The sequence below is a fragment of the Serratia sp. K-E0102 genome (assembly GCF_029962625.1).
GTDB lineage: Bacteria > Pseudomonadota > Gammaproteobacteria > Enterobacterales > Enterobacteriaceae > Serratia > Serratia sarumanii.
The window spans coordinates 3,171,638-3,193,618 of record NZ_CP124754.1; the positions used below are offsets into that span (position 1 = coordinate 3,171,638).

Annotated in this window: 20 protein-coding genes and 2 pseudogenes; 9 read left to right on the plus strand and 13 right to left on the minus strand. The window is 59.2% G+C overall.

The genetic code is table 11. The features are described from left to right. The first annotated feature begins 32 nt into the window (after positions 1–32). On the plus strand, positions 33–1,016 hold the full coding sequence (locus SSARUM2_RS15220; protein ID WP_060452567.1) for a helix-turn-helix domain-containing protein: 984 nt from the start codon (positions 33–35) through the stop codon (positions 1,014–1,016). On the opposite strand, the gene umuC is transcribed toward SSARUM2_RS15220, so the two are convergent. From umuC to umuD, 6 genes are all read right to left on the minus strand, one after another. Then, a complete protein-coding gene (gene umuC / locus SSARUM2_RS15225) occupies positions 953–2,239 on the minus strand; it encodes a translesion error-prone DNA polymerase V subunit UmuC (protein WP_060425989.1) in 1,287 nt (428 codons plus the stop codon). The two genes, SSARUM2_RS15220 and umuC, sit on opposite strands and share 64 nt — an antisense overlap. 180 nt (positions 2,240–2,419) lie before the next feature. Beyond that, positions 2,420–3,181 carry an energy transducer TonB gene (locus SSARUM2_RS15230; protein WP_049234743.1) on the minus strand — a complete coding sequence of 254 codons (762 nt, stop codon included), beginning with the start codon at positions 3,179–3,181 and terminating at the stop codon, positions 2,420–2,422. A gap of 220 nt (positions 3,182–3,401) precedes the next feature. Further along, positions 3,402–4,319, minus strand: coding sequence for a FecR domain-containing protein (locus SSARUM2_RS15235; protein ID WP_033647829.1), 918 nt, complete (start codon positions 4,317–4,319; stop codon positions 3,402–3,404). 17 nt (positions 4,320–4,336) lie between these two features. Continuing rightward, a complete protein-coding gene (locus SSARUM2_RS15240) occupies positions 4,337–4,849 on the minus strand; it encodes a sigma-70 family RNA polymerase sigma factor (protein WP_025303329.1) in 513 nt (170 codons plus the stop codon). A 167-nt stretch (positions 4,850–5,016) separates the two neighbouring features. Then, the gene (locus SSARUM2_RS15245) at positions 5,017–7,452 is read right to left on the minus strand and encodes a TonB-dependent receptor (RefSeq protein WP_033647830.1); all 2,436 of its coding nucleotides are present in this window, start codon (positions 7,450–7,452) and stop codon (positions 5,017–5,019) included. A 197-nt stretch (positions 7,453–7,649) separates the two neighbouring features. Next, positions 7,650–8,084 (minus strand): translesion error-prone DNA polymerase V autoproteolytic subunit, encoded by a 435-nt coding sequence (umuD, locus tag SSARUM2_RS15250; protein WP_033635060.1) that lies wholly within the window; start codon positions 8,082–8,084, stop codon positions 7,650–7,652. A 389-nt stretch (positions 8,085–8,473) separates the two neighbouring features. Between umuD and SSARUM2_RS15255 the strand changes: the two are divergent. Then, a pseudogene (locus SSARUM2_RS15255) lies at positions 8,474–8,696 on the plus strand (resolvase); the annotation flags it as partial. Positions 8,697–8,754: 58 nt separating this feature from the next. Here the strand turns inward: SSARUM2_RS15255 and SSARUM2_RS15260 are convergent. Together SSARUM2_RS15260 and SSARUM2_RS15265 are read right to left on the minus strand one after the other, a co-directional pair. Beyond that, positions 8,755–9,126 (minus strand): hypothetical protein, encoded by a 372-nt coding sequence (locus SSARUM2_RS15260; RefSeq protein WP_125460725.1) that lies wholly within the window; start codon positions 9,124–9,126, stop codon positions 8,755–8,757. A 210-nt stretch (positions 9,127–9,336) separates the two neighbouring features. Continuing rightward, a pseudogene (locus SSARUM2_RS15265) lies at positions 9,337–9,528 on the minus strand (DNA polymerase V); the annotation flags it as partial. 306 nt (positions 9,529–9,834) lie between these two features. Here SSARUM2_RS15265 and fdhD point away from each other — a divergent pair. The 3 genes from fdhD to SSARUM2_RS15280 are packed head-to-tail and all read left to right on the plus strand — an operon-like array spanning position 9,835 to position 12,650. Next, on the plus strand, positions 9,835–10,677 hold the full coding sequence (fdhD, locus tag SSARUM2_RS15270; RefSeq protein WP_048321741.1) for a formate dehydrogenase accessory sulfurtransferase FdhD: 843 nt from the start codon (positions 9,835–9,837) through the stop codon (positions 10,675–10,677). Between the two features lie 58 nt (positions 10,678–10,735). Next, positions 10,736–11,653: a bestrophin family ion channel gene (locus tag SSARUM2_RS15275; protein WP_033635062.1), complete on the plus strand. Its 918-nt coding sequence runs from the start codon at positions 10,736–10,738 to the stop codon at positions 11,651–11,653. A 34-nt stretch (positions 11,654–11,687) separates the two neighbouring features. Continuing rightward, on the plus strand, positions 11,688–12,650 hold the full coding sequence (locus SSARUM2_RS15280) for a Dyp-type peroxidase (RefSeq protein WP_033635063.1): 963 nt from the start codon (positions 11,688–11,690) through the stop codon (positions 12,648–12,650). A 27-nt stretch (positions 12,651–12,677) separates the two neighbouring features. Here the strand turns inward: SSARUM2_RS15280 and arsC are convergent, their stop codons facing one another. The 3 genes from arsC to SSARUM2_RS15295 form a co-directional block, all read right to left on the minus strand. Then, positions 12,678–13,109: a glutaredoxin-dependent arsenate reductase gene (gene arsC, locus SSARUM2_RS15285; protein WP_060430490.1), complete on the minus strand. Its 432-nt coding sequence runs from the start codon at positions 13,107–13,109 to the stop codon at positions 12,678–12,680. Between the two features lie 20 nt (positions 13,110–13,129). Further along, positions 13,130–14,413: an arsenic transporter gene (locus SSARUM2_RS15290; protein ID WP_060438531.1), complete on the minus strand. Its 1,284-nt coding sequence runs from the start codon at positions 14,411–14,413 to the stop codon at positions 13,130–13,132. A 69-nt stretch (positions 14,414–14,482) separates the two neighbouring features. Next, positions 14,483–14,809, minus strand: coding sequence for a metalloregulator ArsR/SmtB family transcription factor (locus tag SSARUM2_RS15295; protein ID WP_033647837.1), 327 nt, complete (start codon positions 14,807–14,809; stop codon positions 14,483–14,485). Between the two features lie 150 nt (positions 14,810–14,959). Here SSARUM2_RS15295 and SSARUM2_RS15300 point away from each other — a divergent pair, with 150 nt between their 5' ends. The 4 genes from SSARUM2_RS15300 to SSARUM2_RS15315 all read left to right on the plus strand — a co-directional run bounded on the left by SSARUM2_RS15300 (position 14,960) and on the right by SSARUM2_RS15315 (position 17,927). Then, entirely contained in the window at positions 14,960–16,069 is a 1,110-nt protein-coding gene (locus SSARUM2_RS15300; RefSeq protein ID WP_039565412.1) for a YbdK family carboxylate-amine ligase, read from the plus strand. Between the two features lie 95 nt (positions 16,070–16,164). Next, positions 16,165–16,344, plus strand: coding sequence for a hypothetical protein (locus SSARUM2_RS15305; protein ID WP_004935085.1), 180 nt, complete (start codon positions 16,165–16,167; stop codon positions 16,342–16,344). 210 nt (positions 16,345–16,554) lie between these two features. Then, on the plus strand, positions 16,555–17,151 hold the full coding sequence (locus SSARUM2_RS15310) for a hypothetical protein (protein ID WP_033635069.1): 597 nt from the start codon (positions 16,555–16,557) through the stop codon (positions 17,149–17,151). A gap of 2 nt (positions 17,152–17,153) precedes the next feature. Further along, positions 17,154–17,927, plus strand: a complete 774-nt coding sequence (locus SSARUM2_RS15315; protein WP_033635070.1) for a DUF3307 domain-containing protein — start codon at positions 17,154–17,156, stop codon at positions 17,925–17,927. 48 nt (positions 17,928–17,975) lie between these two features. On the opposite strand, the gene mgtA is transcribed toward SSARUM2_RS15315, so the two are convergent. Beyond that, entirely contained in the window at positions 17,976–20,675 is a 2,700-nt protein-coding gene (gene mgtA / locus SSARUM2_RS15320) for a magnesium-translocating P-type ATPase (RefSeq protein WP_033653591.1), read from the minus strand. Between the two features lie 242 nt (positions 20,676–20,917). After that, on the minus strand, positions 20,918–21,616 hold the full coding sequence (locus SSARUM2_RS15325) for an MgtC family protein (protein WP_025303346.1): 699 nt from the start codon (positions 21,614–21,616) through the stop codon (positions 20,918–20,920). Positions 21,617–21,981 lie beyond the last annotated feature (365 nt).

Sequence of the window (21,981 nt, forward strand, 5' to 3'; positions counted from 1 at the left end):
GGCGGCGCGCACTGCAAGAGGCGTTATCGCGGATGAAAATAGGCATTGTGGTTTTCGACGGCATCATTCCCTTTCACCTTTCGGTGCCTTTTGCGGTGTTTGAAAAAGTGCTGGCGCCTTCAGGCGCACCACTGTGCGAACTGACCCTGTGCGCCGCCGAGCCTGGCGAGCTGAAAACCAATGCCGGTTTTTCCATTGTGGTCAACCTTGGGCTCGGCGCGCTGAGCGGCATGGACATGGTGATCGTGCCCAGTTGGGACAATCCGGCCCGCCAGCCGGAACCCGCACTGCTGGATGCGCTGTGCCATGCCCATGCTGCCGGCGCCACCGTCGTCGGCCTTTGCATGGGCGCATTCGTGCTGGCGGCGGCGGGCCTGCTGAATCATCGCCGGGCCACTACCCACTGGCGCTGGCTGCCGGACTTTCAGCAACGTTATCCGGCGGTGCTCGTCGAAAATGACGTGCTGTATCTCGATGAAGGGGATGTCGTGACGTCGGCCGGCACCGCCGCCGGCATCGATTGCTGCCTGCACCTGGTGAGAAAACGCTGGGGGGCTGACATGGCGGCGCAGGCGGCGCGCCACCTGGTGGTGCCCCCTCACCGGCAAGGTGGACAATCGCAGTATGTCGCGCTACCGGTGCAAAATACCCGCCAGGGGGACAACTTTTCCTTGGCGCTGGCCTGGGCGATGGAAAACCTGCATCAGACGCTGTCGTTGGATAGCCTTGCGCAGAAAGCCTGCATGAGCCGCCGCAGCTTTACCCGCCGGTTTCAGCAAACCACCGGCACCCGCTTTTCGCTTTGGCTGCTGAATCAGCGCCTCATCGCCGCACAGCGTTTGCTGGAAAAGAGCGACTGCTCGGTGGAAACCATCGCGGAAAAGGTCGGCTTTCCCTCTACCACCTCATTGCGGCGCCACTTTCTTAAGCAACTGAACACCTCGCCCTCGCGCTACCGGCGCGAGTTTCGCGGCGACAGCCGCACCACCGGAATATCCGCCAGCCGGGTGGTGTAGGCCGGCGACAGCATTTCGCGCTTCATTTGCCACGGCTTGACGATCCCCTGCCCGGCGAACCACACGCGCCCGCGCCCTTCCTGATTCAGGCGATCGAGGGTCGCCATCAACCGCTCGCTGTTGCGGCGCGGCGGGCAGTCGTCGAACAGATCAATCTGCGCCATGGCGGCGGCGCTGAAATCCCCCAGCACCACGCCGCCCTTCAGATAACGCCGCCCTTCCTGCCAGATGCTTTCCAGCGCGCGCACCGCCATGGCGATGATGTCGCGGCTGTCGTTGCTCGGGGTTTGCAGCCGGGCGGTGCCCATATTGCTGTAATACCCTTCGCCCGCCGAATGCGGGCTGGTTTTGATAAACACCGACACGTTGCGGCAGTAGCGCTTTTCCTGCCGCAGCTTTTCGGCGGCGCGTTCGGCGTAGCTGCAGATCGCCTCGCGCATGTGCGGGTAGTGCGTCAGCCGCTGGCCGAACGAGCGGGAGCAGATGATCTGCTCTTTGGCGGCCGCCTCATCTTCCCACCGCAGGCACGATTCGCCGCGCAGCTCGCGTATCGTGCGCTCCAGCACCACGCTGAAGGTTTTACGCGCCAGCCGGGTATCGCAGTCCGCCAGCTGCAGCGCGGTGTGAATGCCCATCGCCTGCAGCTGGCGAGTCAGGCGGCGCCCCACGCCCCACACCTCTTCCACCGGGATCAACGCCAGCAGCCTGCGCTGGCGCGCCGGATCGGATAAATCCACCACGCCGCCAGTACCGCGCCATTTCTTGGCGGCGAAGTTGGCCAGTTTGGCCAGCGTTTTGCTCGGCGCAATGCCGACCCCGACCGTTAAATGCAGCTCGCGCCGGATGCGATCGCGCACCCGCTGGCCGAACTGCTCCAGCGCTTCGCAGTGCGCCACGCCGTCCAGCCGCAGAAAGGCTTCGTCCAGCGAGTAGATCTCCACCGCCGGCGCCATCTCTTCCAGCGTATCCATCACCCGGCGGGACATATCGGCGTACAGCGCGTAGTTAGAGGAGAACACCGCGACGTTGCGGCGGCGCATCTCCTCTTTGATCTTGAAATAAGGCGCGCCCATCGGCACGCCCAGCGCCTTCGCCTCGGCGCTGCGGGCGATCACGCAGCCGTCGTTGTTGGACAGCACGATCACCGGCCGCCCGCGCAGATCGGGCCGAAAGATGGTCTCGCAGGAAGCGTAGAAGCTGTTGACATCTACCAGGGCGAACATGGTTACCGACCTTTCATCGTCAGTGGGTTGTTATTCATAACGGCACCAGATTACTGTTCATGCATACAGTATTTGTATTTTTCTGGCGACGATCAAGTAGAAACCACCCCATCGCTGCTATCCGTTTGATGCGCATTGGCTTTTAACTCAGCCTCCGTTTACCTGGAGCCAAGTTTTTCATTAACGGCGAACTTCACGCAGATCGAAACGAATCGGAATGTTCACGCTGAATTCCGCCTGCCCCGCTGCGATCTCGTTGCCGGGCGCGGGCAGTGGAGAAGCGCGCTGCGGTAACTGAAGCGCCTCCCGGTCGAGCGAAGCAACCCCACTCGATCGCAATAGTTTCACACCCAGCACGTTCCCCTGCCGATCCAACGTCACGGCAACCTGAACAACCCCCTGGCGCTGTTGGCGTACCGCCAGGGCCGGGTAGCGCTTGAAACGGCTCAAATGCGCCAACAGCAGGCCGCTCCAGACCGAGGCATCCTGGCTCGGCTGCGACGCCACGCTGGTTTGCGGCGCGGCAACACGCTTTCCATCCAGAGACGGCGGCGCGCTGGTGCTTGATGCTATTGAGCTTGCAGACGCTATTTTTTCCTGTTCCTTTTGCCTTGGACGCGGCGGTTCCGTCTTCGGTCTGATGGGGTCGTTCCGTTGCCCTTTGGCCTTGCTCTGCTGCTCCGTCGCACGCGGCGCATGAATCAGCGGAGGCATCGCCGCCTCCGGTTCCCGGTTGGCCTGCCGTTGCGCCACCGCCTGCACCTGGCGCACGCCGGTTGGCATTGGCTCTGCGTTGGGGATCGATTCCGCCTGCTCAGCAACCATCATCAACACCATCGGTTGCGCCGCGGGCAGCAACGGTGGCACCAGGTGATAACCAAGGCCAAACAACAACGCACCATGCAGACCCAACGCCAACACATTGGCGGTAGCCCAGCGCAATCGCCCGCCTGTAGGCGGTAAAGATAAATCGGCAGGTAATACGTTGTGATTCAACATGGAAAACGATACTCAGGTTAAGCGTGAAACAGACCAACGTACGCAGCGGTCAACGGCGGTCGGGGTATGTCAGAAAGGTCGTTTAGGCACGCGGCACCGGGCAGGGAACGAGAAAGAACAGGCCAAACGAAAAGGAAATACCCTAATGGCAGAGTAAAAAACTTTAGGACACGGTAATGAAGTATTTTGACAGCATATTTACCCTAACCGGCAGCGCACCGGGCAGAGCCGCAATGACGCGCTCGGGGTCAGCCAGCGGGAACGCACCGGAGAGCCGCAGGCCGGCTACCTCCGGCCGGCAGCGAATAACGCCCTGACGATAACGCCCCAGCTCCATCAGGAAGTCGTCCAGCCGCATGTTGTCGGCCAACAGCATGCCTTGCCGCCAACCGGGCTCTTGCGTCACGCGGTACGGATCGCCAATGCCTTGCCGGCTTAATCTGCCGCCCTGACCGGCGTTGAGCACCGCGTTCCGATGCGCCGGCGAAAGGATCGTGACTCGGCCAAGATAAACGGCGATATCACTGTAGGTTTCCCACAGGCGAACGCTGAAGCGAGCAGCCTGCGCCACGATCTCGCCCTGCGGCAGCCTCACCGTCAACGCGCCGCTTTCCGGCGGCAGATTCACCATCATTTCACCTTCCAGCAATGCGGCCTGCTGAAGGCTGACGTTGACCGCCGTTTGCGTGTTCAGCATCAACTGCGCGCCATCCGCCAACGCGACGGTTTGCTGCTCCCCCACCGCCGTGCGGTAATCCGCCAGCCAGGGGCGCCATGGCAGCGCGCCAGAACCGATGCCAACCGACCCTACCACGCCGATGGCCGCCAGGCTTCTCAGCAACCGGCGGCGTTGCGGGTTTGGCAACTGCGACAGACTACGCTGCGCCGCCGCCCCGTTAAGCAGAGAAAAACGGGATGAAAACGCGGCGATATGCCGCCAGGCGCGTTCATTTTCCGGTTTCGCCTGATACCAACGCCGCCAGTTTTCCCTATCCGCGTCGCTTGCCTCTTCCGACATCAGCTGGGTTAACCAGGCGGCGGCCTCACGCGCGCTCTGCCGATCGATATCCGATTCCATCATGGGTTCCGCACCTGCCGTTACGCCGCCAATGCAAAGAAACAGTGCAAATTGGCGCGCTGCAGATATTGTTTCACCGAACTGGTCGACACCCGCAAACGTTCAGCGATGTCGCAATAACGCATGCCCTGCAGGTGCGCCAACAGGAAAGCCTCGCGAACGTGCGCCGGCAATCCGTCCAACGCCTGATCCAACTGTTCGAGCATTTCGAGGGTTTGTTGACGAACCTCCGGCGAGGGCGCCTCGATCGCCGGCAGCTCGCTCAAGGCCTGCAGATAGCTCTCTTCGATTGTTTTACGTCGGTAATAATTCGCCACCAGCCGGCGCGCCACGGTCGCCAGGAAGGGGCGTGGTTGCCGAATGGCAAGCAACTGCGGACTCAGTAAAATACTGATGAACGTATCCTGCGCCAGGTCTTCGGCGTGATGCGCGCACCCGACCTTCTGTCTCAGCCAATGGCATAGCCAACTGTGGTGCTCAAGGTAAAGCTGTTGAGCAAACCCGTTGGCTGCCGCGGCCTCTTTCCTTGCCATTCGGTGACACCAATTGATAATGAGATTGAAAATGATAATTATTATTATTTTAAAATTGTAACTTCTGTGTCAAGCGATTGCTGATGATTTATAAACGGCGAAAAAGTAGGGAAATACGGGAGAGAAAACGTGAAAAGGGGCCAAAATGGCCCCTGTTAGCAGGATATTCAGAAACGTTGGCTAACGCTAAACTTGATGTTGCGCCCTACGCCGGACACCGATTCGCCCAGGTAAGGGTAATAATCGCGGTTGAACAGGTTGTCCACCGCGACGCGAGCTTCGAAGCCCTGCAAACCGCTGGGCTGCCACGAGGCGAACAGGCCGTGCAATGCATAACCCGACGTTTTCGGCAGCGCCCAGACAACGGCCATCGGATCGCCGTCGGCCGGTGAACGATCCTGTTTACGCACAAAATCGCCGGTCCAGCCGAAGGCCATGTCCCACTGCGGTACTTTCATACCCAGCATCGCGTGTGCCGTAACGGGTGGAATTTCGGCAATCCAGGTTTCGTTGCCCCACGGATCGCGCGGTGAAGCGTCGCGTTTGCCGCGAATCGAGGAGAACGACAGGCTGCCGAACAGGCTTTCGCTGTCATAAAACGATTCGAGCTCCACGCCCTCAATGGTATAGCCCGGCAAGTTGCGATAGTTCGACAACGGTTGCCCACATTGGCCCCCATGCCGTGCGGCGTCGCACACTACGCCGCGACGATAGAAAATCTCGTCCTTGCCGCGATTGCGGAACAGCGTAGTGCGGATCTGCAGGCTGTCTCGCGCCATCAACACATCGTTGAAGTCCAGCACCGCGCCAAGGCGCACGCCCGTCATGCGTTCCACCTGCAGGCCGCGGCTGGTGCCGGGCACGCTGGAAGCGGCGTATTGCACTTCGTACTGTTCGTCGATCACCGGGGCGCGCCAGGTGCGGCTAACGTCGGCAAACAGGGACAGATTCGACGTCGCTTTCCACATCACGCCCAAATGCGGCGACCAGCCGGTATAGGTCACGCTGCTGTAATCATGGCCCACGAGCGGATCGCTGTCGTTATAGCGCGGCGCCCGGTTCGGTTGCCCGGTATTGGTCACATGATCGTAACGCACGCCCGGCGTCACGGTCAGGCTGCCGAAGCTGACCGCATCCTGCAGATAAACGCTGCGGGTTTCCTGTTCGCCCGCCGGCATGTAATACGGCTGGAAATAGCCGTAGTTGTAACTGGCGTTTTTCACCTGCGAGGGGTAATACATCAGGGTATCGCGCTGGTGTTTATGCCAACGCGCGCCGAGCAACAGCTTGTGTTCCAGCGGCCCGCTGGCGAAACGGCTTTCATTGCTGACGTCAAACTGCCGATCGGTATAGTTCACCCAGCTTTCATTGCCCAACGTACCGAGATAGCTGAACTTTGACGCGGAATCCGGCCGCTTGTCATGCTGTTCTGTCTTCGAATAGGCATAAGACAGCGTCAGATTCAGCAACGGCTGCGCTTCCGGCGCCAGATTCCATTTCACCGAGTAATTGGTGTCCGTCTGGTCGCGATACACCAGAATGCGGCGCCACGCTTCTTCCCGGCCATATTTATCGATATCCGCCTGGCTGGGCGCGGCGATATCGTCCCGCTTGGCGGCAAAAGGCTGCCAGCCATCGGAATCGGAGCGCATCGCCGACAGCGTCAGCGTTTGCGCCTCGCTCAGATAAATATTGGTTTTTAACAGGTAGGAAGCCTGATCGTTGGCGGAATAGGCAAAGCGCGTGCCGTCCGGCCGCTTCAGGTTGCCGCCGTCACGCTTGCTCATGTAGATCAAACCGTCGGCAAATCCTTCCGGCGTACGGCCGTACAACGCACCGCTGTAAATGCCCTGGCGATCGTTGGTGTGGTAGCTGTATTTCAGCAAGCCGCCAAAATCTTCGCCCGGCAGCAGCATATCCCCGGCATCTTTGGTCTCCAGCGTAATGGTTCCGCCAAAGCCGCCATTGCCGTTCAACAGATTGTGCGGCCCCTTATCGACCTCAACCTTTTTCAGCAATTCGGGTTCAATGAATACCGAACCCTGCCGATATTTCTCAAATCCCTTCGGCGCCCCGTCCAGCACCACCTTCACATCTTCCATGTCGCCCATGCCCCAGATATTCAGGCTTTGGCCGCCCGGGCGCGGCGATCCCGCCATCCCTACGCCGGGCAAGCGATCAAGCAAACTGGCGATATTGTCTGCCTGCACGCGTTCGATGTCTTCTTTATCCAGCACCGAACGGCCGGCGGCGACGCTGTCGGACAAACCGCCGACCACCGACAGCTCCGGTATCGTCAACGGCTGAACCGGCCCGGCGTCGACCAACCGATATCCCTGTGCGGTTTGCTGAGCGCGCAATCCGCTGCCCGCCAACAGCGTATTGAACGCGTCGGTGAGGCGATAATGTCCCTGCAGGCCCGCGGTGCTTTTTCCACGCGTCTGTTCGGGCGTGAAAATCACTATCACGCCGGCCTTAGCGGCCGCCGTCTGCAAGGCGGGCGCCAGATCACCGGCGGGAATGGCGAAAGAAAGGATAGCGGGCTGTTCGACCGCCGAGGGTGATGCCGACGCACCGGGTGCCGCCATCGCGGAGGTAAGCATGCCCGATAGTGCGCATCCTATCCCGATAGCGACGCGCTTCCCGGTAATGCGTTTGGCTGATGTGAACGTACGCCCTGCGCCGTTCTTGTTTTTTATGGCCATGAAGGATTCCCCTGAGTGTATTGAACTGGAAACTCAGTAGAGAGGTCACGCCAACGAAAAGATCGGGCAGAAAAAAATGAAAAAAAGGGCCGAAGTTACCGCGCCGCGTAGACGATAAAGGTCACCACGCCGAAGATCTCCAGCTGCGCCTCGTCGTCGAACACGATCGGCGCATAGGCGGGATTCATCGGCAACAGCCGCACGTCGGGGTGGCGCTGCAGCTTTTTGACGGTGAATTCGCCGTCCACCGCGGCGATCACGATATTGCCGTGCTCCGGCGTCAGGGCGCTGTCGACGATCAGCAGATCGCCATCCTGGATATTGCCGTCGATCATCGACTCGCCGCTGGCGCGCACGAAGTAAGTGGCGTTGGGGTGCCGCACCAGCAGCTTGCCGATGTCCAGCCTGCTCTCGACATAGTCCTGCGCCGGGGAAGGAAAGCCGCAGGCCACGCGATCGGCAAACAGCGGTAACGTCAGGGGTTCACCTGGTGAAAAAGCATACAACCTTGAATTGCTCAGCATAATCATAACCAAACTGTATATTTATACAGTAAAGCATAAACAAAACGCGAACGCGTGCAACCCCCAATCCCCCTGCGGATCGCGCTTTCCCGCATAATATAATAATTTTCTGAGTGATTTTTCCTGCAGCTTTTGCCGTTCTTCGCGTGTGTTTACACACATGATACCCACCAAAACTGTGGATAATGCGGCACTCAGACCGTTGGCGTATCGATGGGCAGGATGAGTGAGGGATTGTCATTGCGAACGGCGCCGACGGCGGGCGATACCGGTTGCCAGACGAAATCCTCTGCCTGCAGGCTGTACACGTCAGCCTGCATTTGACCAGAGGGCGGGACTAAGCAGGTGTCGAGCCAGTCGCGCGCGGCCGTCGGTCTCTGCTGCGTACAGCGCCGCAAAGAACAGCGGCAGGCCTTGCCTCACGGGAGGAACGGCGGACGGCTTTACAAAATGACGCCAATAAAATTGCGACTGGCAATGGCATCAATGGGACGGCCAGAGACGAAAGTCAGTACGTTATGCCAGGAGCTTGGGATAACCCGACAAACGCTGTACCGCCACATTTCCCCTGATGGTCCACTGCGAGCTGACGGTATAAAGCTGCTCAACCGGGGATAATTTTAGCGGACGGAAAAATCTGGGGTTCTGGCGTAGAACCCCGAATAAGGAATAATCCTTAATTCATTTCAGGATTATTAATTCCATCTAAAACCTCTCGGCAATATTCTTTTTTATAGGCTTCATCATTACTTAATGACTTAACCAAAAAATCAGCATTTTTCCAACCATTATCCCAATGCGTATCGAATCCTGACTGTTCAAACTTTAATGTTCTAGTTAATGAGTCTTTTATTTGTTTTTTATATTTATCAATTTTCTCATTGGTTGCCCCACAAACATCATGTGCAACACGAGCATTTGAGCCAGAAAAACCTATTGCTGAAATTGCCATCGCTTCATTTGATTTGTCGAAATCATTCGCATATGCCACAGCATTAGATAAAGCGAATATGACAAGAGCAGGTATGGTTTTTTTGTATGAAATCATCTTTCACCTCTACTCATTGATTTTCATGGGTCAGTTTGGATATCGAAAATTATTGTACATTAAGGCTGCTTTTTAATCAGTCTCAACTTCTTTATAGAAGGCCTGAATGCGACAAACTTGGGAAGTACTGTAGCCTGTCGCGTCTGCTGTTTCTCGGATGCTCAGTTTCTTAATCTGTCGGTAGTGCCTGATCCATCCTGCACGCTCTATCTCGCCGCTGGCGCGTACGAAGTAGGTGGCGTTGGGGTGCCGCACCAGCAGCTTGCCGATGTCCAGCCTGCTCTCGACATAGTCCTGCGCCGGGGAAGGAAAGCCGCAGGCCACGCGATCGGCAAACAGCGGTAACGTCAGGGGTTCAGCTGGTGAAAAAGCATACAACCTTGAATTGCTCAGCATAATCATGACCAAGCTGTATATTTATACAGTAAAACATAAACAAAACGCGAACGCGTGCAACCCCCAATCCCCCTGCAGATCGCGCTTTGCCGCGTAATATAATAATTTTCTGAGCGATTTTTTTTTACGCCTGCTAAGGGTTTCACCGCCCCTTGCACACACGTTATCCACCAAAACTGTGGATAACCTGGTGGGGTCGCCGGCAGACGTCATTCCCTGCGCGAGCGGGATCAGAATCCTGTATAATCCCCACACCTGCTAATAAGAATTCATCCCCGTCGGCGCCTCGTCACCGACGGTCACGAGAACGTTATGAACAAGCACCTACTCCTCGCAGAAACCGACGATATCGAACAGGAATGCCTGTCGCGCCACGCGGTCTGGCAGCGCAACGATCTGGCTCTGGCGCAGCAGGATTGGCTGGCGGAAGAAGTGCCGGTCGCCCTGGTGTACAACGGCATTTCCCACGTGGTGATGATGGCGACGCCGAAAGATCTGGCGGCCTTCGCCATCGGTTTTTCGCTGTCCGAAGGCATCATCGCCTCCCCTGACGATATCTACGACATCCGCCAGCAACCGGCCTGCAACGGCATTGAAGTGCATGTGGAACTCTCGAGCCGCCGTTTTATGCAGCTGAAAGAGAAGCGCCGCAGCCTGGCCGGCCGCACCGGCTGCGGTGTCTGCGGGGTGGAACAACTGCAGGAGGTCGCCCAGCCCATCGCGCCGCTGCCCTTCACGCAACGCTTCGATTTGGCCCTGCTCGACCGGGCATTGGCGCAGCTGCAGGAGGTGCAAACGGTGGGGAAACTGACCGGCTGCACCCACGCGGCGGCCTGGATCCAGCCAGATGGCGCGCTCAGCGGCGGGTGTGAAGACGTCGGCCGCCACGTGGCGCTCGACAAGCTGCTGGGCTACCGCAGCCAACAGGCGTGGCTGCAAGGGGCGGCGCTGGTGTCGAGCCGCGCCAGCTATGAAATGGTGCAAAAATCCGCCATGTGCGGCGTCGAGATCCTGTTCGCCGTTTCCGCCGCCACCCGCCTGGCGGTCGAGGTGGCCGAGCGCAGCAACCTGACGCTGGTGGGCTTCAGCAAGCCAGGGCGCGCCACCGTCTATACGCACCCGCAGCGGCTCTGGCAATCGACGACGGCGGCATAGCGCCGCCGGATAAGAATCGACTATTCTCAATAGCAGGACACCAGGAAGCACCCACGTCATGATAATTCGCCCGAACCAGAACTGGTTTTTTCGCCTGTTCGCCTGGCACGGTTCCGTGCTGTCAAAGATCACCTTTCGCCTGTCGCTGAACGTGCTGATGTCGATAGTGGCGGTGATCAGCTATCAATGGTACGAACAGCTCGGCGTGCATTTGACCATCGCGCCGTTCAGCCTGCTGGGCATCGCCATCGCCATTTTTCTCGGCTTTCGCAATAACGCCGGCTACAGCCGCTTTGTCGAAGCGCGCAACCTGTGGGGCTCGCTGCTGATTACCGAGCGATCCCTGCTGCGCCAGATAAAAAGCCTGCTGCCGGACGAACCGGCGGTGCACCAGAAGGTCGCCAAGCTGCTGATCGCCTTCAGCTGGAGCCTGAAGCATCAGCTGCGCGCCACCGATCCGACCGCCGATCTGTACCACAACCTCAGCAGCAAAGAGCTGGCGGAGGTGATCGCCAGCCCGATGCCGACCAACCGCATCCTGCTGATGCTGGGCCAGGAGATCGGCAAGCTGCGCCGACGGGGGCTGCTGAGCGACATCACCTTCGAGCTGCTCGACAACAAGCTGAGCGAGCTGTCCCACGCCCTCGGCGGCTGTGAACGGCTCGCCAGCACGCCGGTGCCGTTCGCCTATACCCTGATCCTGCAGCGCACCGTTTACCTGTTCTGCAGCCTGTTGCCTTTTGCCCTGGTGACCGATCTGCATTACATGACACCGTTTGTTTCGGTGTTCATTTCCTATACCTTCTTATCCTGGGACTCACTGGCCGAAGAGCTGGAAGATCCGTTCGGCGTGTCGGCCAACCATCTGCCGTTAAACGCCATCTGCAACACCATCGAGCGCAACCTGCTGGAAATGAACGACCAAAGCCCGCTGCCGCCGCCGATGAAACCCGACGAGCACTTTAATTTGATCTGATCGATTTCACCCGAACACACTGGAGCCGAATGCAATGAATGCAAATAACAACCCGCCGCAAGCCGTATTCACGCCGGTAACGCGCCATGCCATCTTCATCGTCGCCACCCTGTCGCCCGTTCCCGCCCATCTGGCGGCGGTGCGCGCCTGGTGCGGCGACATCGCCGCCGTGGTGCGTTCGGTCGGCAAACGCGCGCCGGCGGGCAACCTCACCTGCGTTTGCGGCTTCGGCTCCGAAGCCTGGGATACGCTGTTTGGCGCCCCGCGCCCTCGCCAGCTGCATCCGTTCAGCCCGATCGGCAGCGGGGAACGCGTCGCCGTCGCCACGCCCGGCGATATCCTGCTGCATATCCGCGCCGATGAAATGGATCTGTGTTTCGAACTGGCCTCGCAGCTGGTCGGCAAGCTCGGCGACGCCGTGACGGTGGTCGAAGAGGTGCACGGCTTCCGTTACTTCGATCAGCGCGCCATGATCGGCTTCGTCGACGGCACGGAGAACCCGGAGGGGCACGAAGCCTTCGACTACACGGTGATCGGCGACGAAGACGCGGCGTTCAGCGGCGGCAGCTATGTGCTGGTGCAAAAATACCTGCACGATATGCAGGGCTGGAATTCGCTCAGCGTGGAAACGCAGGAGAAGATCATCGGCCGCCATAAGCAGTCCAACATCGAACTGGATGAAGCGGTCAAACCGTCGTCATCGCACAGTTCGCTGACCACCATCACCGACGAGCAAGGCAACGAGGTGAAAATTCTGCGCGACAACATGCCGTTCGGCCGCCCCGGCCTGCGCGAATTCGGCACCTACTTTATCGGCTATGCGCGCTCTCCGCAGCCAATCGAGCAGATGCTGGAAAACATGTTTATCGGCCGCCCGGCCGGCAACTACGATCGGCTGCTCGATTTCAGCCACGCGGTGACCGGCACCCTGTTCTTCGTGCCGTCCGCCCCGCTGCTGGAAGCGCTGGCCGATCGCAGCGGCGCCGAACTGCACTGATTTTGCCTGGGCGCAGGGCCGCAGCGATCAACCTTTGGTTATCCTGCAGCCCTGCGCATCGATCACCGGCTCCCCATCCTCTTTGCTGAAAGCCCCGCGCTGCGGATCCGGCAGAATATCCAACACCACCTCCGACGGCCGGCACAGGCGCGTGCCGAGCGGTGTCACCACAATGGGTCGATTGATCAAAATCGGCTGTTGCAGCATGAAGTCAATCAGTTGCTCATCGTTCCAGCCGGTCTCATCCAGTTTCAGCTCGGCGTAAGGCTCGACGTTTTTACGCAGCAGCGCGCGCGGCGTCATCCCCATTTCTGCCAGCAGCGCAATCAACCGTTCACGGCTGGGCGGTGTTTCCAGATACAAAATCACCTCCGGCTCAACGCCGCTGTTGCGGATCAGCGCCAACGTATTGCGCGACGTGCCGCAAGCCGGGTTGTGATAAATCTTGATACTGCTCATGACGGTTTCTCCTATCAGGATCAAACGGACAGCCGCAGCGCCAGCGCAGCCAAGGTGACGAACAGGATCGGCAGCGTCATCACCAGCCCCACGCGAAAATAATAGCCCCAGGTAATGACGATGTTCTTCCTTGCCAACACATGCAGCCACAGCAACGTGGCCAGGCTGCCGATCGGGGTGATTTTGGGGCCGAGATCGCTGCCGATGACGTTGGCGTAAATCATCGCCTGCTTGATGACGCCTTCCGCGCCGCTTCCGTCGATTGACAACGCCCCCACCAGTACCGTCGGCATATTATTCATGACGGAAGAGAGAAACGCGCTCAGGAAGCCGGTGCCGAGCGTCGCCGCCCACAGCCCCTGCCGCGCCAGCGCGTCCAACACGCCGGAAAGCAGCTCGGTCAAGCCGGCATTGCGCAGCCCGTAGACCACCAGATACATGCCCAGCGAGAAAATCACGATCTGCCAGGGCGCACCGCGCAGCACTTTGCCGGTGTCGATCGCGCGCCCACGTTTCGCCACCGCCAGCAGAACCAGCGCGCCGCAGGCAGCGACCAAACTCACCGGCACGCCGAGCGGCTCCAGAGCGAAGAAGCCAATCAGCAACAGCGCCAATACCGCCCAGCCGGCTCGGAAAGTCGCACGATCGCGAATCGCTTCTTGGGGTATCGGTAAACGCGTCAACGCGTAGCGCCGCGGAATATCCTTGCGAAAGAACAGATGCAACATCACCAGGGTCGCCGCCACTGCGGCAAGGTTGACCGGCACCATCACCGCCGCATACTCCGTAAAGCCCAGCCGGAAGAAATCCGCCGAAACGATATTCACCAGATTGGACACCACCAGCGGCAGGCTGGCGGCATCGGCGATAAAGCCCGCCGCCATCACGAAAGCCAGTACCGCCGCAGGGCGAAAGCCGAGCGCCGACAGCATGGCGATCACGATCGGCGTAAGGATTAACGCGGCGCCGTCGTTCGCAAACAGCGCCGCCACCACGGCCCCCAGCAGCAGCATGTAGGTAAACAGCCATCGGCCTTTGCCGTTGCCCCAGCGCGCGACGTGCAGAGCAGTCCAGGCAAAGAAGCCGCTCTCATCCAGCAGCAGGCTGATGATGATGACGGCGATAAAGGTCGCGGTCGCATTCCAGACTATCTGCCACACCACGGGAATATCGCCGACGTGCACCACGCCGCTCAGTAATGCCAATCCCGCGCCGAACGCCGCGCTCCAGCCAATGCCCAGCCCTCTCGGTTGCCAGATAACCAAGGTCAACGTCAGAATAAAGATCGCTCCTGCCACTATCATCGCCGTCTCACCGCCTCTTCACATCTACATATTCAATTTTCCGTATGTGTTTGCGCAAATTTTTTACCGTTACGGGCAGCCTTTCGCTACGCGTTGCCCCAACTCCATCATCTGTTCTGCCCGACACTGATAAGCCTGCTCAATAATCCCCGCCGCCCAAGCCGGCATATGCGGCGACAGGCGATAATATATCCACTTGCCATCGCGCCGATCGAGCAACAGCCCGCTTTCACGCAGCATCGCCAAATGCCTTGAGATTTTGGGTTGCGGCAGCGCCAATGCGCCCGACAACTCGCACACGCACAGCTCGCCGGCGTGGCGCAGCAACAGCACCAGCGTCAGACGCGTCTCGTCCGACAGGTTTTTAAACAGCTTCAGCGGCGTCAATGACGTCATGTCGCACTCCCGTTAACCTTATCGTCTCCACAAATCGCTCATGAAGATACCATTTTCATATTCGGAAAAACAAATATAAAACACAAAACGTTGTCCCCCTCACCGAGGCATATACTTATCTTTATGCTGTTCTTGCAGGAAGGAGGCACCATGCCGCTCACATTCAAACGTTCGGAAAGGCTCTCCATCGGCACCGAAATAGAGCTGCAACTGGTCGATGACAAGCACTACGATCTTACGGATCGGGCCGACCGGGTGGTCAGCGCGGTCGGCGACCGCCGGCGCGTCAAACATGAGCTCACCAAATCGATGGTGGAGCTGAACAGCTCGGTGCACCGCGATCTCGATGAGCTGCACGCCGAACTGCGCGCCCTGACCCATACCGTCCGGCGCAGCGCGCAGCGCCTGGGCTGTGACGTCTGCGGCGGCGGCCGCCATCTGAGCAACGACTGGCGCAAGCAGGTCATCAGCGACAACGCGCGCTACAGGCAGCTGGCCAGCCGCTTTGGCTATCTCTCCAAGCTGGCCTGCGTGTTCGGCCAACATATTCACCTCGGCGTCAACGACGGGGACGAGGCAATGTACCTGTGCCATGCGCTGACGCCCTATTTTCCGCAGCTGATCGCGCTCAGCGCATCGTCACCGCTGTACCAAGGCGTCGATACGCGCTTTGCCAGCTCCCGTTTCAGCGCGCAGAATTCCTTCCCCAACTACGGATGCCTGGAACATATCTACAGCTGGCGCGAATTCAACGCCTACTACGAACGGCTGAACGCCGCCGGCGTGATTGAAAGCATCAAGGATATTTACTGGGATGCGCGGCCCAAACCGGAGCTGGGCACGGTGGAGATCCGCATCTGCGATACGCCGCTGCGCCTCGCGCATGCCGTGCTGCTGGTCGGTTACTGCCGTCTGCTGGCTGATTTTCTGTTGCAACACCGCACGCCGATCGCGCCGGAATACGATGCCTTCACCAATTACAACAAGATCAACGCCTATCGCAGCGGTTTCGCCGCCGAATACGTCGATCCCGCGACGCTGCGTCGCAGCAGCCTGACCGCCCATATCCTGCACACTCTCGATGTGCTGAGCGGGTTCGCCGAGCGGCGGGAGGATCGGGCCGTGCTACAGGCGATCGAGCACCATGTCCGCCAAGGCATCAGCGATTCGGAGCATATCCGCCAGATGTTGCACAACGGCCTGCCGCAGGCTCAGGTGATCAAGCGCCTGTGCGATGAGCTGTTGCAACCGGCAAGTTAAGTTTCGGCTATCGATTCCATACGCCAAAGCCGCTGTTCATTATGTGCTCTTTCGCTACAATCGTGAGCACTGACATTCACCGTATCGAGGACACCATGTACAACTTCTCCCGCTATCAGGCAAAAGAACTGGCGCTGGCTTACATGAGCGGCAAAAAACACGATCTGTCGCCGCAAGAGTTTTTGCAACAGCTGAAAAGCAGCGAACGTTCGTTTGAGCACCTGCTGAAACACGGCAGCGAAATGCCGCGTGACGTGCTGGTTAAAAGCTTCTGAACGGCCGGTTGCCGGCCACTTTCCGTTTACGCCGCCGGTGGCGAGCCTGCAGGCCCGCGCATTCCCGGCCATTCATTCCCCTCCTCACTCTGCCTCAATTCGTCCTCACAGGCGAAAAGCCGATAAATTCGCATTCACAGGCGAATTATTGACATATTCGTATCCAGGTGCGAATTTATAGTCATCCTTCTATAAACATCGGAACATGTCATGCCGACGCCAATCAGCGTAATCAGCGGCGATCTGGTCGATTCCCGCCGATCAGACACCGTCAACTACCTCAATGAGCTGCACAGCCTGCTCGATCGGCTGCGGCGCGACGGGCGGCTGCATCAGGTGGAAATCTTTCGCGGCGACGCCTTCCAGGCGCAGGCCGCCCCGGAGGACGGGCTGCTGCTGGCGGTGTATATTCGCCTCGCGCTGCGGGCAACGGGCGCCGCGCACTGGGATGCGCGCGTCGCCGTCGGGCTGGGCAGCCAACGGCCCGACGCCGCCGGCTATGGCAGCGCCTTTATCAACTCCGGCAGCGCGTTGGACGCCATGGCGAAAAATTGCCGGCTGGCTCTGAAAACCGACAACGATCGGACAAACGCCATTGTCAGCGATCTGCTGCCGATGTTAGATCATGTGATTGGCCGCCTGTCGCAGACCGAAGCGCGCATCGTCCAGGCGAGAATGTTCGCCGACAGCGGCGCTGCCGTGGCGGATCAGCTGCAAAAAGCCGCCTCCACGGTCTCCGCCGCGCTGAAACGCGCGGCCTACGAGGAAATCATGCGGTTTATTCACGCCATTAACAGGATCGTCTGACTATGGATCTGACCTATGCGCCTTTGCTGGCCTGGCTGTTGCTCGTCCATCTGCTGGCGGATTTTCCGCTGCAGCCGCTGAGTTGGGTGGAAGATAAAATCCAGCATCGCGCGCGTTCACGTTTTCTGGTGTTGCACGCGTTGCTGCACGGGGTGCTGGCCGCCTGGGTGGTGGCCGGTTTCGGCCTGCTGCACGGCGGGCTTTCTTCACTTCAGGTGCTGGCCAGCCTGCTGATCATCGCCGTCAGCCACTACCTGATCGATTTACTGAAGGTCACCGCGATGAACCGCCTGAGCCCGGCCCGCAGTTTCCTGCTCGATCAGGGATTGCATCTGGCGGTAATCGCCTTGCTGTGGCTGGGGCTGACGCCGAATGCCGGTGAACTGCTCGCCGCGCTGGGGCGGCAACTGGGGCGTTGGCAAACCGGCCTGGTGCTGGTGGCCTACAGCCTGATTTATCTGCCGATGAGCCTGCTGATCGGGCAACTGCTGGCGCACTGGACGCCGCAAATGCCGCCTTCGGCCAAGGCCGACAACGACTCGCTGCTGCGCGCGGGCAAACAGATTGGCTATCTGGAGAGAACGCTGATCCTGACCTTCGTGCTGCTGGGGCAAATCCCGGCGATCGGCTTTTTGCTGGCGGCCAAATCTATCTTCCGTTTCGGCGATCTGCGCCAGAGCGACGATAAGATGCGCACCGAGTATGTGCTGCTCGGCACGCTGTTTTCCTTCACGCTGACCATCATGCTCGGCCTGCTGGTCAACAAACTGCTGTAGCGGAGCGGGGGCGAAAAATTTCGCCCCCGGAGTGAACGCCGAGGCGGCTTACAGCCACTCGCCGAAGCGGCGGATGTAGAAACGCTTCATCAACTGCGCGACCACGCAGTAGCTGACCAACGTAGCGGCCAACCACGGGAAGTATTCCCACGGCAGCGGCTGCAGGCCAACCAGGGCGCCGAGCGGCGAGAACGGAATGTAGATGCCGAGCGCCATCACCAACCCGGTGGTCAGCAATACCGGCAGCGCCGCGGTGCTCTGAATGAACGGGATCTTCTGGGTGCGCAGCATATGCACCACCAGCGTTTGCGACAGCAGCCCCTCAATGAACCAGCCGGACTGGAACAGCGCCTGGTGTTCCACGCTGTTGGCGGCGAACACGTACCACATCAGCGCATACGTCGTGATATCGAAGATTGACGAGGTCGGCCCAATCCACAGCATAAAGCGCCCGATGTTTTTGGAGTCCCACTTGCGCGGCTTGCGCAGGAACTCTTTGTCCATCTTGTCCCACGGCAGCGACAGCTGGGAAATATCGTACATCAGGTTTTGAATCAACAGGTGGATCGCCAACATCGGCAGGAACGGAATGAAGGCGCTGGCCACCAGCACCGAGAACACGTTGCCGAAGTTGGAGCTGGCGGTCATGTTCAGGTACTTGATGATATTGCCGAAGGTCTCGCGCCCTTTGATCACCCCTTCTTCCAGCACCATCAGGTTCTTTTCCAACAGGATGATGTCCGCCGACTCCTTGGCGATGTCGGTGCCGGTGTCGACCGAAATGCCGACGTCGGCATCGCGCAGCGCCGGCGCATCGTTGATGCCGTCACCGAGGAAGCCGACGGTATGGCCGTTGGCCTGCAGCATTTTCAGCACCCGCGATTTTTGCAGCGGTGTCAGCTTGGTGAAGACCGTGCGCTGCTCCACTTCGCGCGCCAGCGTTTCATCATCCATCTGTTCAATCTGCAGCCCGGAGAGCGGTTCACCCGGCTCCAGCCCGACGTCGCGGCAAATCTTGCAGGTGATCACCGGGTTGTCGCCGGTCAGCACCTTCACCGTCACGCCGTTTTCCTGCAGTGCGGCGATCGCCTGCTGCGCGCTCTCCTTCGGCGGATCGAGGAAGGTCAGCAACCCTTGCACCACCATGTCGCGCTCGTCGGCCACGCTCAGCGGGTCGGCCGGGCGTTGCGCATCCAGCTCGCGCGTCGCCAGCACCAGCACGCGGAAACCGTCTTCGTTATACTCGCGGGCCAGCGCCTGCAGCGCCGCACGGCGCGCGTCGTCCAGTTCCAGCGTCTTGTCGCCTTCACGCACGTGAGTGGCGATCTCCAGCATCTCCTCTACCGCGCCCTTACAGATCAGCTGCTGCTTGCCATTTTCGTCCGCCACCACGATCGACAAGCGGCGGCGCACGAAATCGAACGGCAGCTCATCCACCTTGCTGAAACGCCCCAGGGCTTCGATCCCCGGTTTACCGCGGCCAAAGCGGATCACCGCCTGATCCATCAGGTTCTTCATGCCGCTCTGATGGAAACTGTTCAGCCAGGCCAGGTGCAGCACCTCGTTATCCCTGGCGCCGTTGACGTCGATATGGTGCTCGAGAATGATGCGGTCCTGGGTCAGCGTGCCGGTCTTGTCGGTGCAGAGCACGTCCATGGCGCCGAAGTTCTGAATGGCGTTCAGGCGCTTCACCACCACCTTGCGGCGCGACATGGCGATCGCCCCTTTCGCCAGGTTGGAGCTGACGATCATCGGCAGCATTTCCGGCGTCAGGCCGACCGCCACCGCCAGTGCGAACAGCGCCGCCTCGCTCCAGTCGCCTTTGGTGAAACCGTTGATCAGCAACACCACCGGCACCATCACCAGCATGAAGCGAATCAGCAGCCAGCTGACGCTGTTCACCCCGCGATCGAACGCGGTTTGCGCCCGCGAACCGACGATCGACTTGGCCAACGAGCCGAAGTAGGTGCGCCCGCCGGTCGCCACCACCACCGCCGTGGCGGTGCCGCTGGCGACGTTGGTGCCCATCAGGCAGACGTTGGAGAGCTCAAGCAGCGCGTTCTCGCTGGACACTTCCCCTTCGCTCGACTTCTGCGCCACGCTGCCCATGGCATCGTATTTTTCGATAGGGATCGCTTCGCCGGTCAAAATCGCCTGGCTGATGAACAGATCGCGCGAGGCGATAAGGCGCACGTCGGCCGGCACCATGTCGCCGGCGGAGAGCTGAATGATATCCCCCGGCACCAGTTCGCGGATCGGCACTTCCAGCGTCAGCGGATGCGCGCTGTAGCTGCTGCGGCGCAGCACCGTGGCGGTGGTGCGCACCATCGACTTCAGCGCTTCCGCCGCTTTGTTGGTGCGGTATTCCTGCCAGAAACGCAGCAGCCCGCTCAGCGTGACCATGATGAGAATGATAATGACGCCGGTGAGTTCAGTTTCTTCACCGCTCTGGCGCGGCAGCCAATAATCGGTAAAGAAACTGATCGCAGCCAGCACCATCAGCACGAAGATAAACGGGTTGTTGAAAGCCTTGATCAGCTGGATCAAGGCATGCGGCGCCTTGTCGTGGGCGACCTGATTGGCGCCGAACTGCTCCAGCCGCTCATCGGCGTCGTCCTGAGTCAAACCGTTGCGGTTGCACTTCAGGTTCGCCAGCGTTTGGGCGATGCTGTTGGTCGCTTCTTCCGCAATGGCGTAGGTCACCGCGTCTTTATCACGGCGACGCGTTCTTTCATTAATCTGAGTCATAACGCTATTCTCTTATTTTCGTTCTGCGCACAGGGATATCCCGCCCGATAAACAGGTGACTCTGCGCAGAGTGGAATTTTTTAATTAGCGTGACTGAATAGCGTGATTACCCTGTCAGCCACGCACGAATCATTTCCCTTCCGGGGTCATCGTCCATAACGCCTCCTTAATGCCCGCGTTATTCAGGCCTACCTGAATAAACACGAACATATAATCAAGTTAATAAATATTTATATCATTACTCAGACAGGTAATTCGGACGCAACGCGCCAGCGAACGGCGCTCACGCTTTTTTCCAGGCTGACGCGGCAGACAATACCCTCAATTTCTTTTTGTGCGGCCGGCGTGGCGGTAATTTCCGCGCACACTTCCAATTGCCCCGGGCTGGAAATATCGGCGCTGCGCAAAGATTGCAGCCGCAAGGCGACGCCGTTCAGCGCCTGCAGAATCAGGGTGCGCACCAGAATTTCATCCTGCTCGCCACAGGTCACCTGAATGCGATAGCACAGTTCCAGATCGGTCGCCTGCTGGTGTGGCTGCAGATTGATGCGCTGGGCGGCCTCGCGCAGCAGGATATTGGCGCACAGGATCACCAGCGTGGCGACCACCGCATCCCAATGCTGGCCCAGGCCGCACAGTACGCCGATCCCCGCCGAACACCACAGCGTGGCGGCGGTGTTGAGGCCGCGAATGTTCAGCCCTTCACGCATGATAACGCCGGCGCCGAGGAAGCCGATACCGGATACGATCTGCGCAGCCACGCGGCCGGCGCTGGCCGGATCGGTGGACATGGAGCTGAGAATAAAGACCGCCGCGCCGGTCGCCACCAGCGCATTGGTGCGCAGGCCGGCCATACGTTGGCGCCACTGGCGCTCGGCGCCAATTACCGCGCCCAGGCACATCGCCAGCAATAAATTTAAAACGAAAGGAGTCATAGCCATGACTGTCCCCTTAATTAACCTCAGGAGATAAAATCATGTGCTGTTTAGCACACGCAAAATCGCGCCGAAAATAAATCAGCGAATCAGCGTACTGTGCCTGGAGGGAAAAGGCTGTGGCTGCAGAATACCATAATAACGTCCAACTCAATTCACCTGAAACCATCAGGCCTCAGGAAACGTTTTTTATTCGGGTATGCACAGCTCAGGAATAACTGGAGAGGGGTGCTGCCCGCCGATAACGGCAAGCAACAAATCAGAAGAGAATTGGTCAGCTTGCCTTATTTGTTTTATTACAACTACAACTGTCCAATTGGGTTTCTCCACTGAAATTTTGGCTGAGTATAGTGACGTCGGGTAATGAAGTA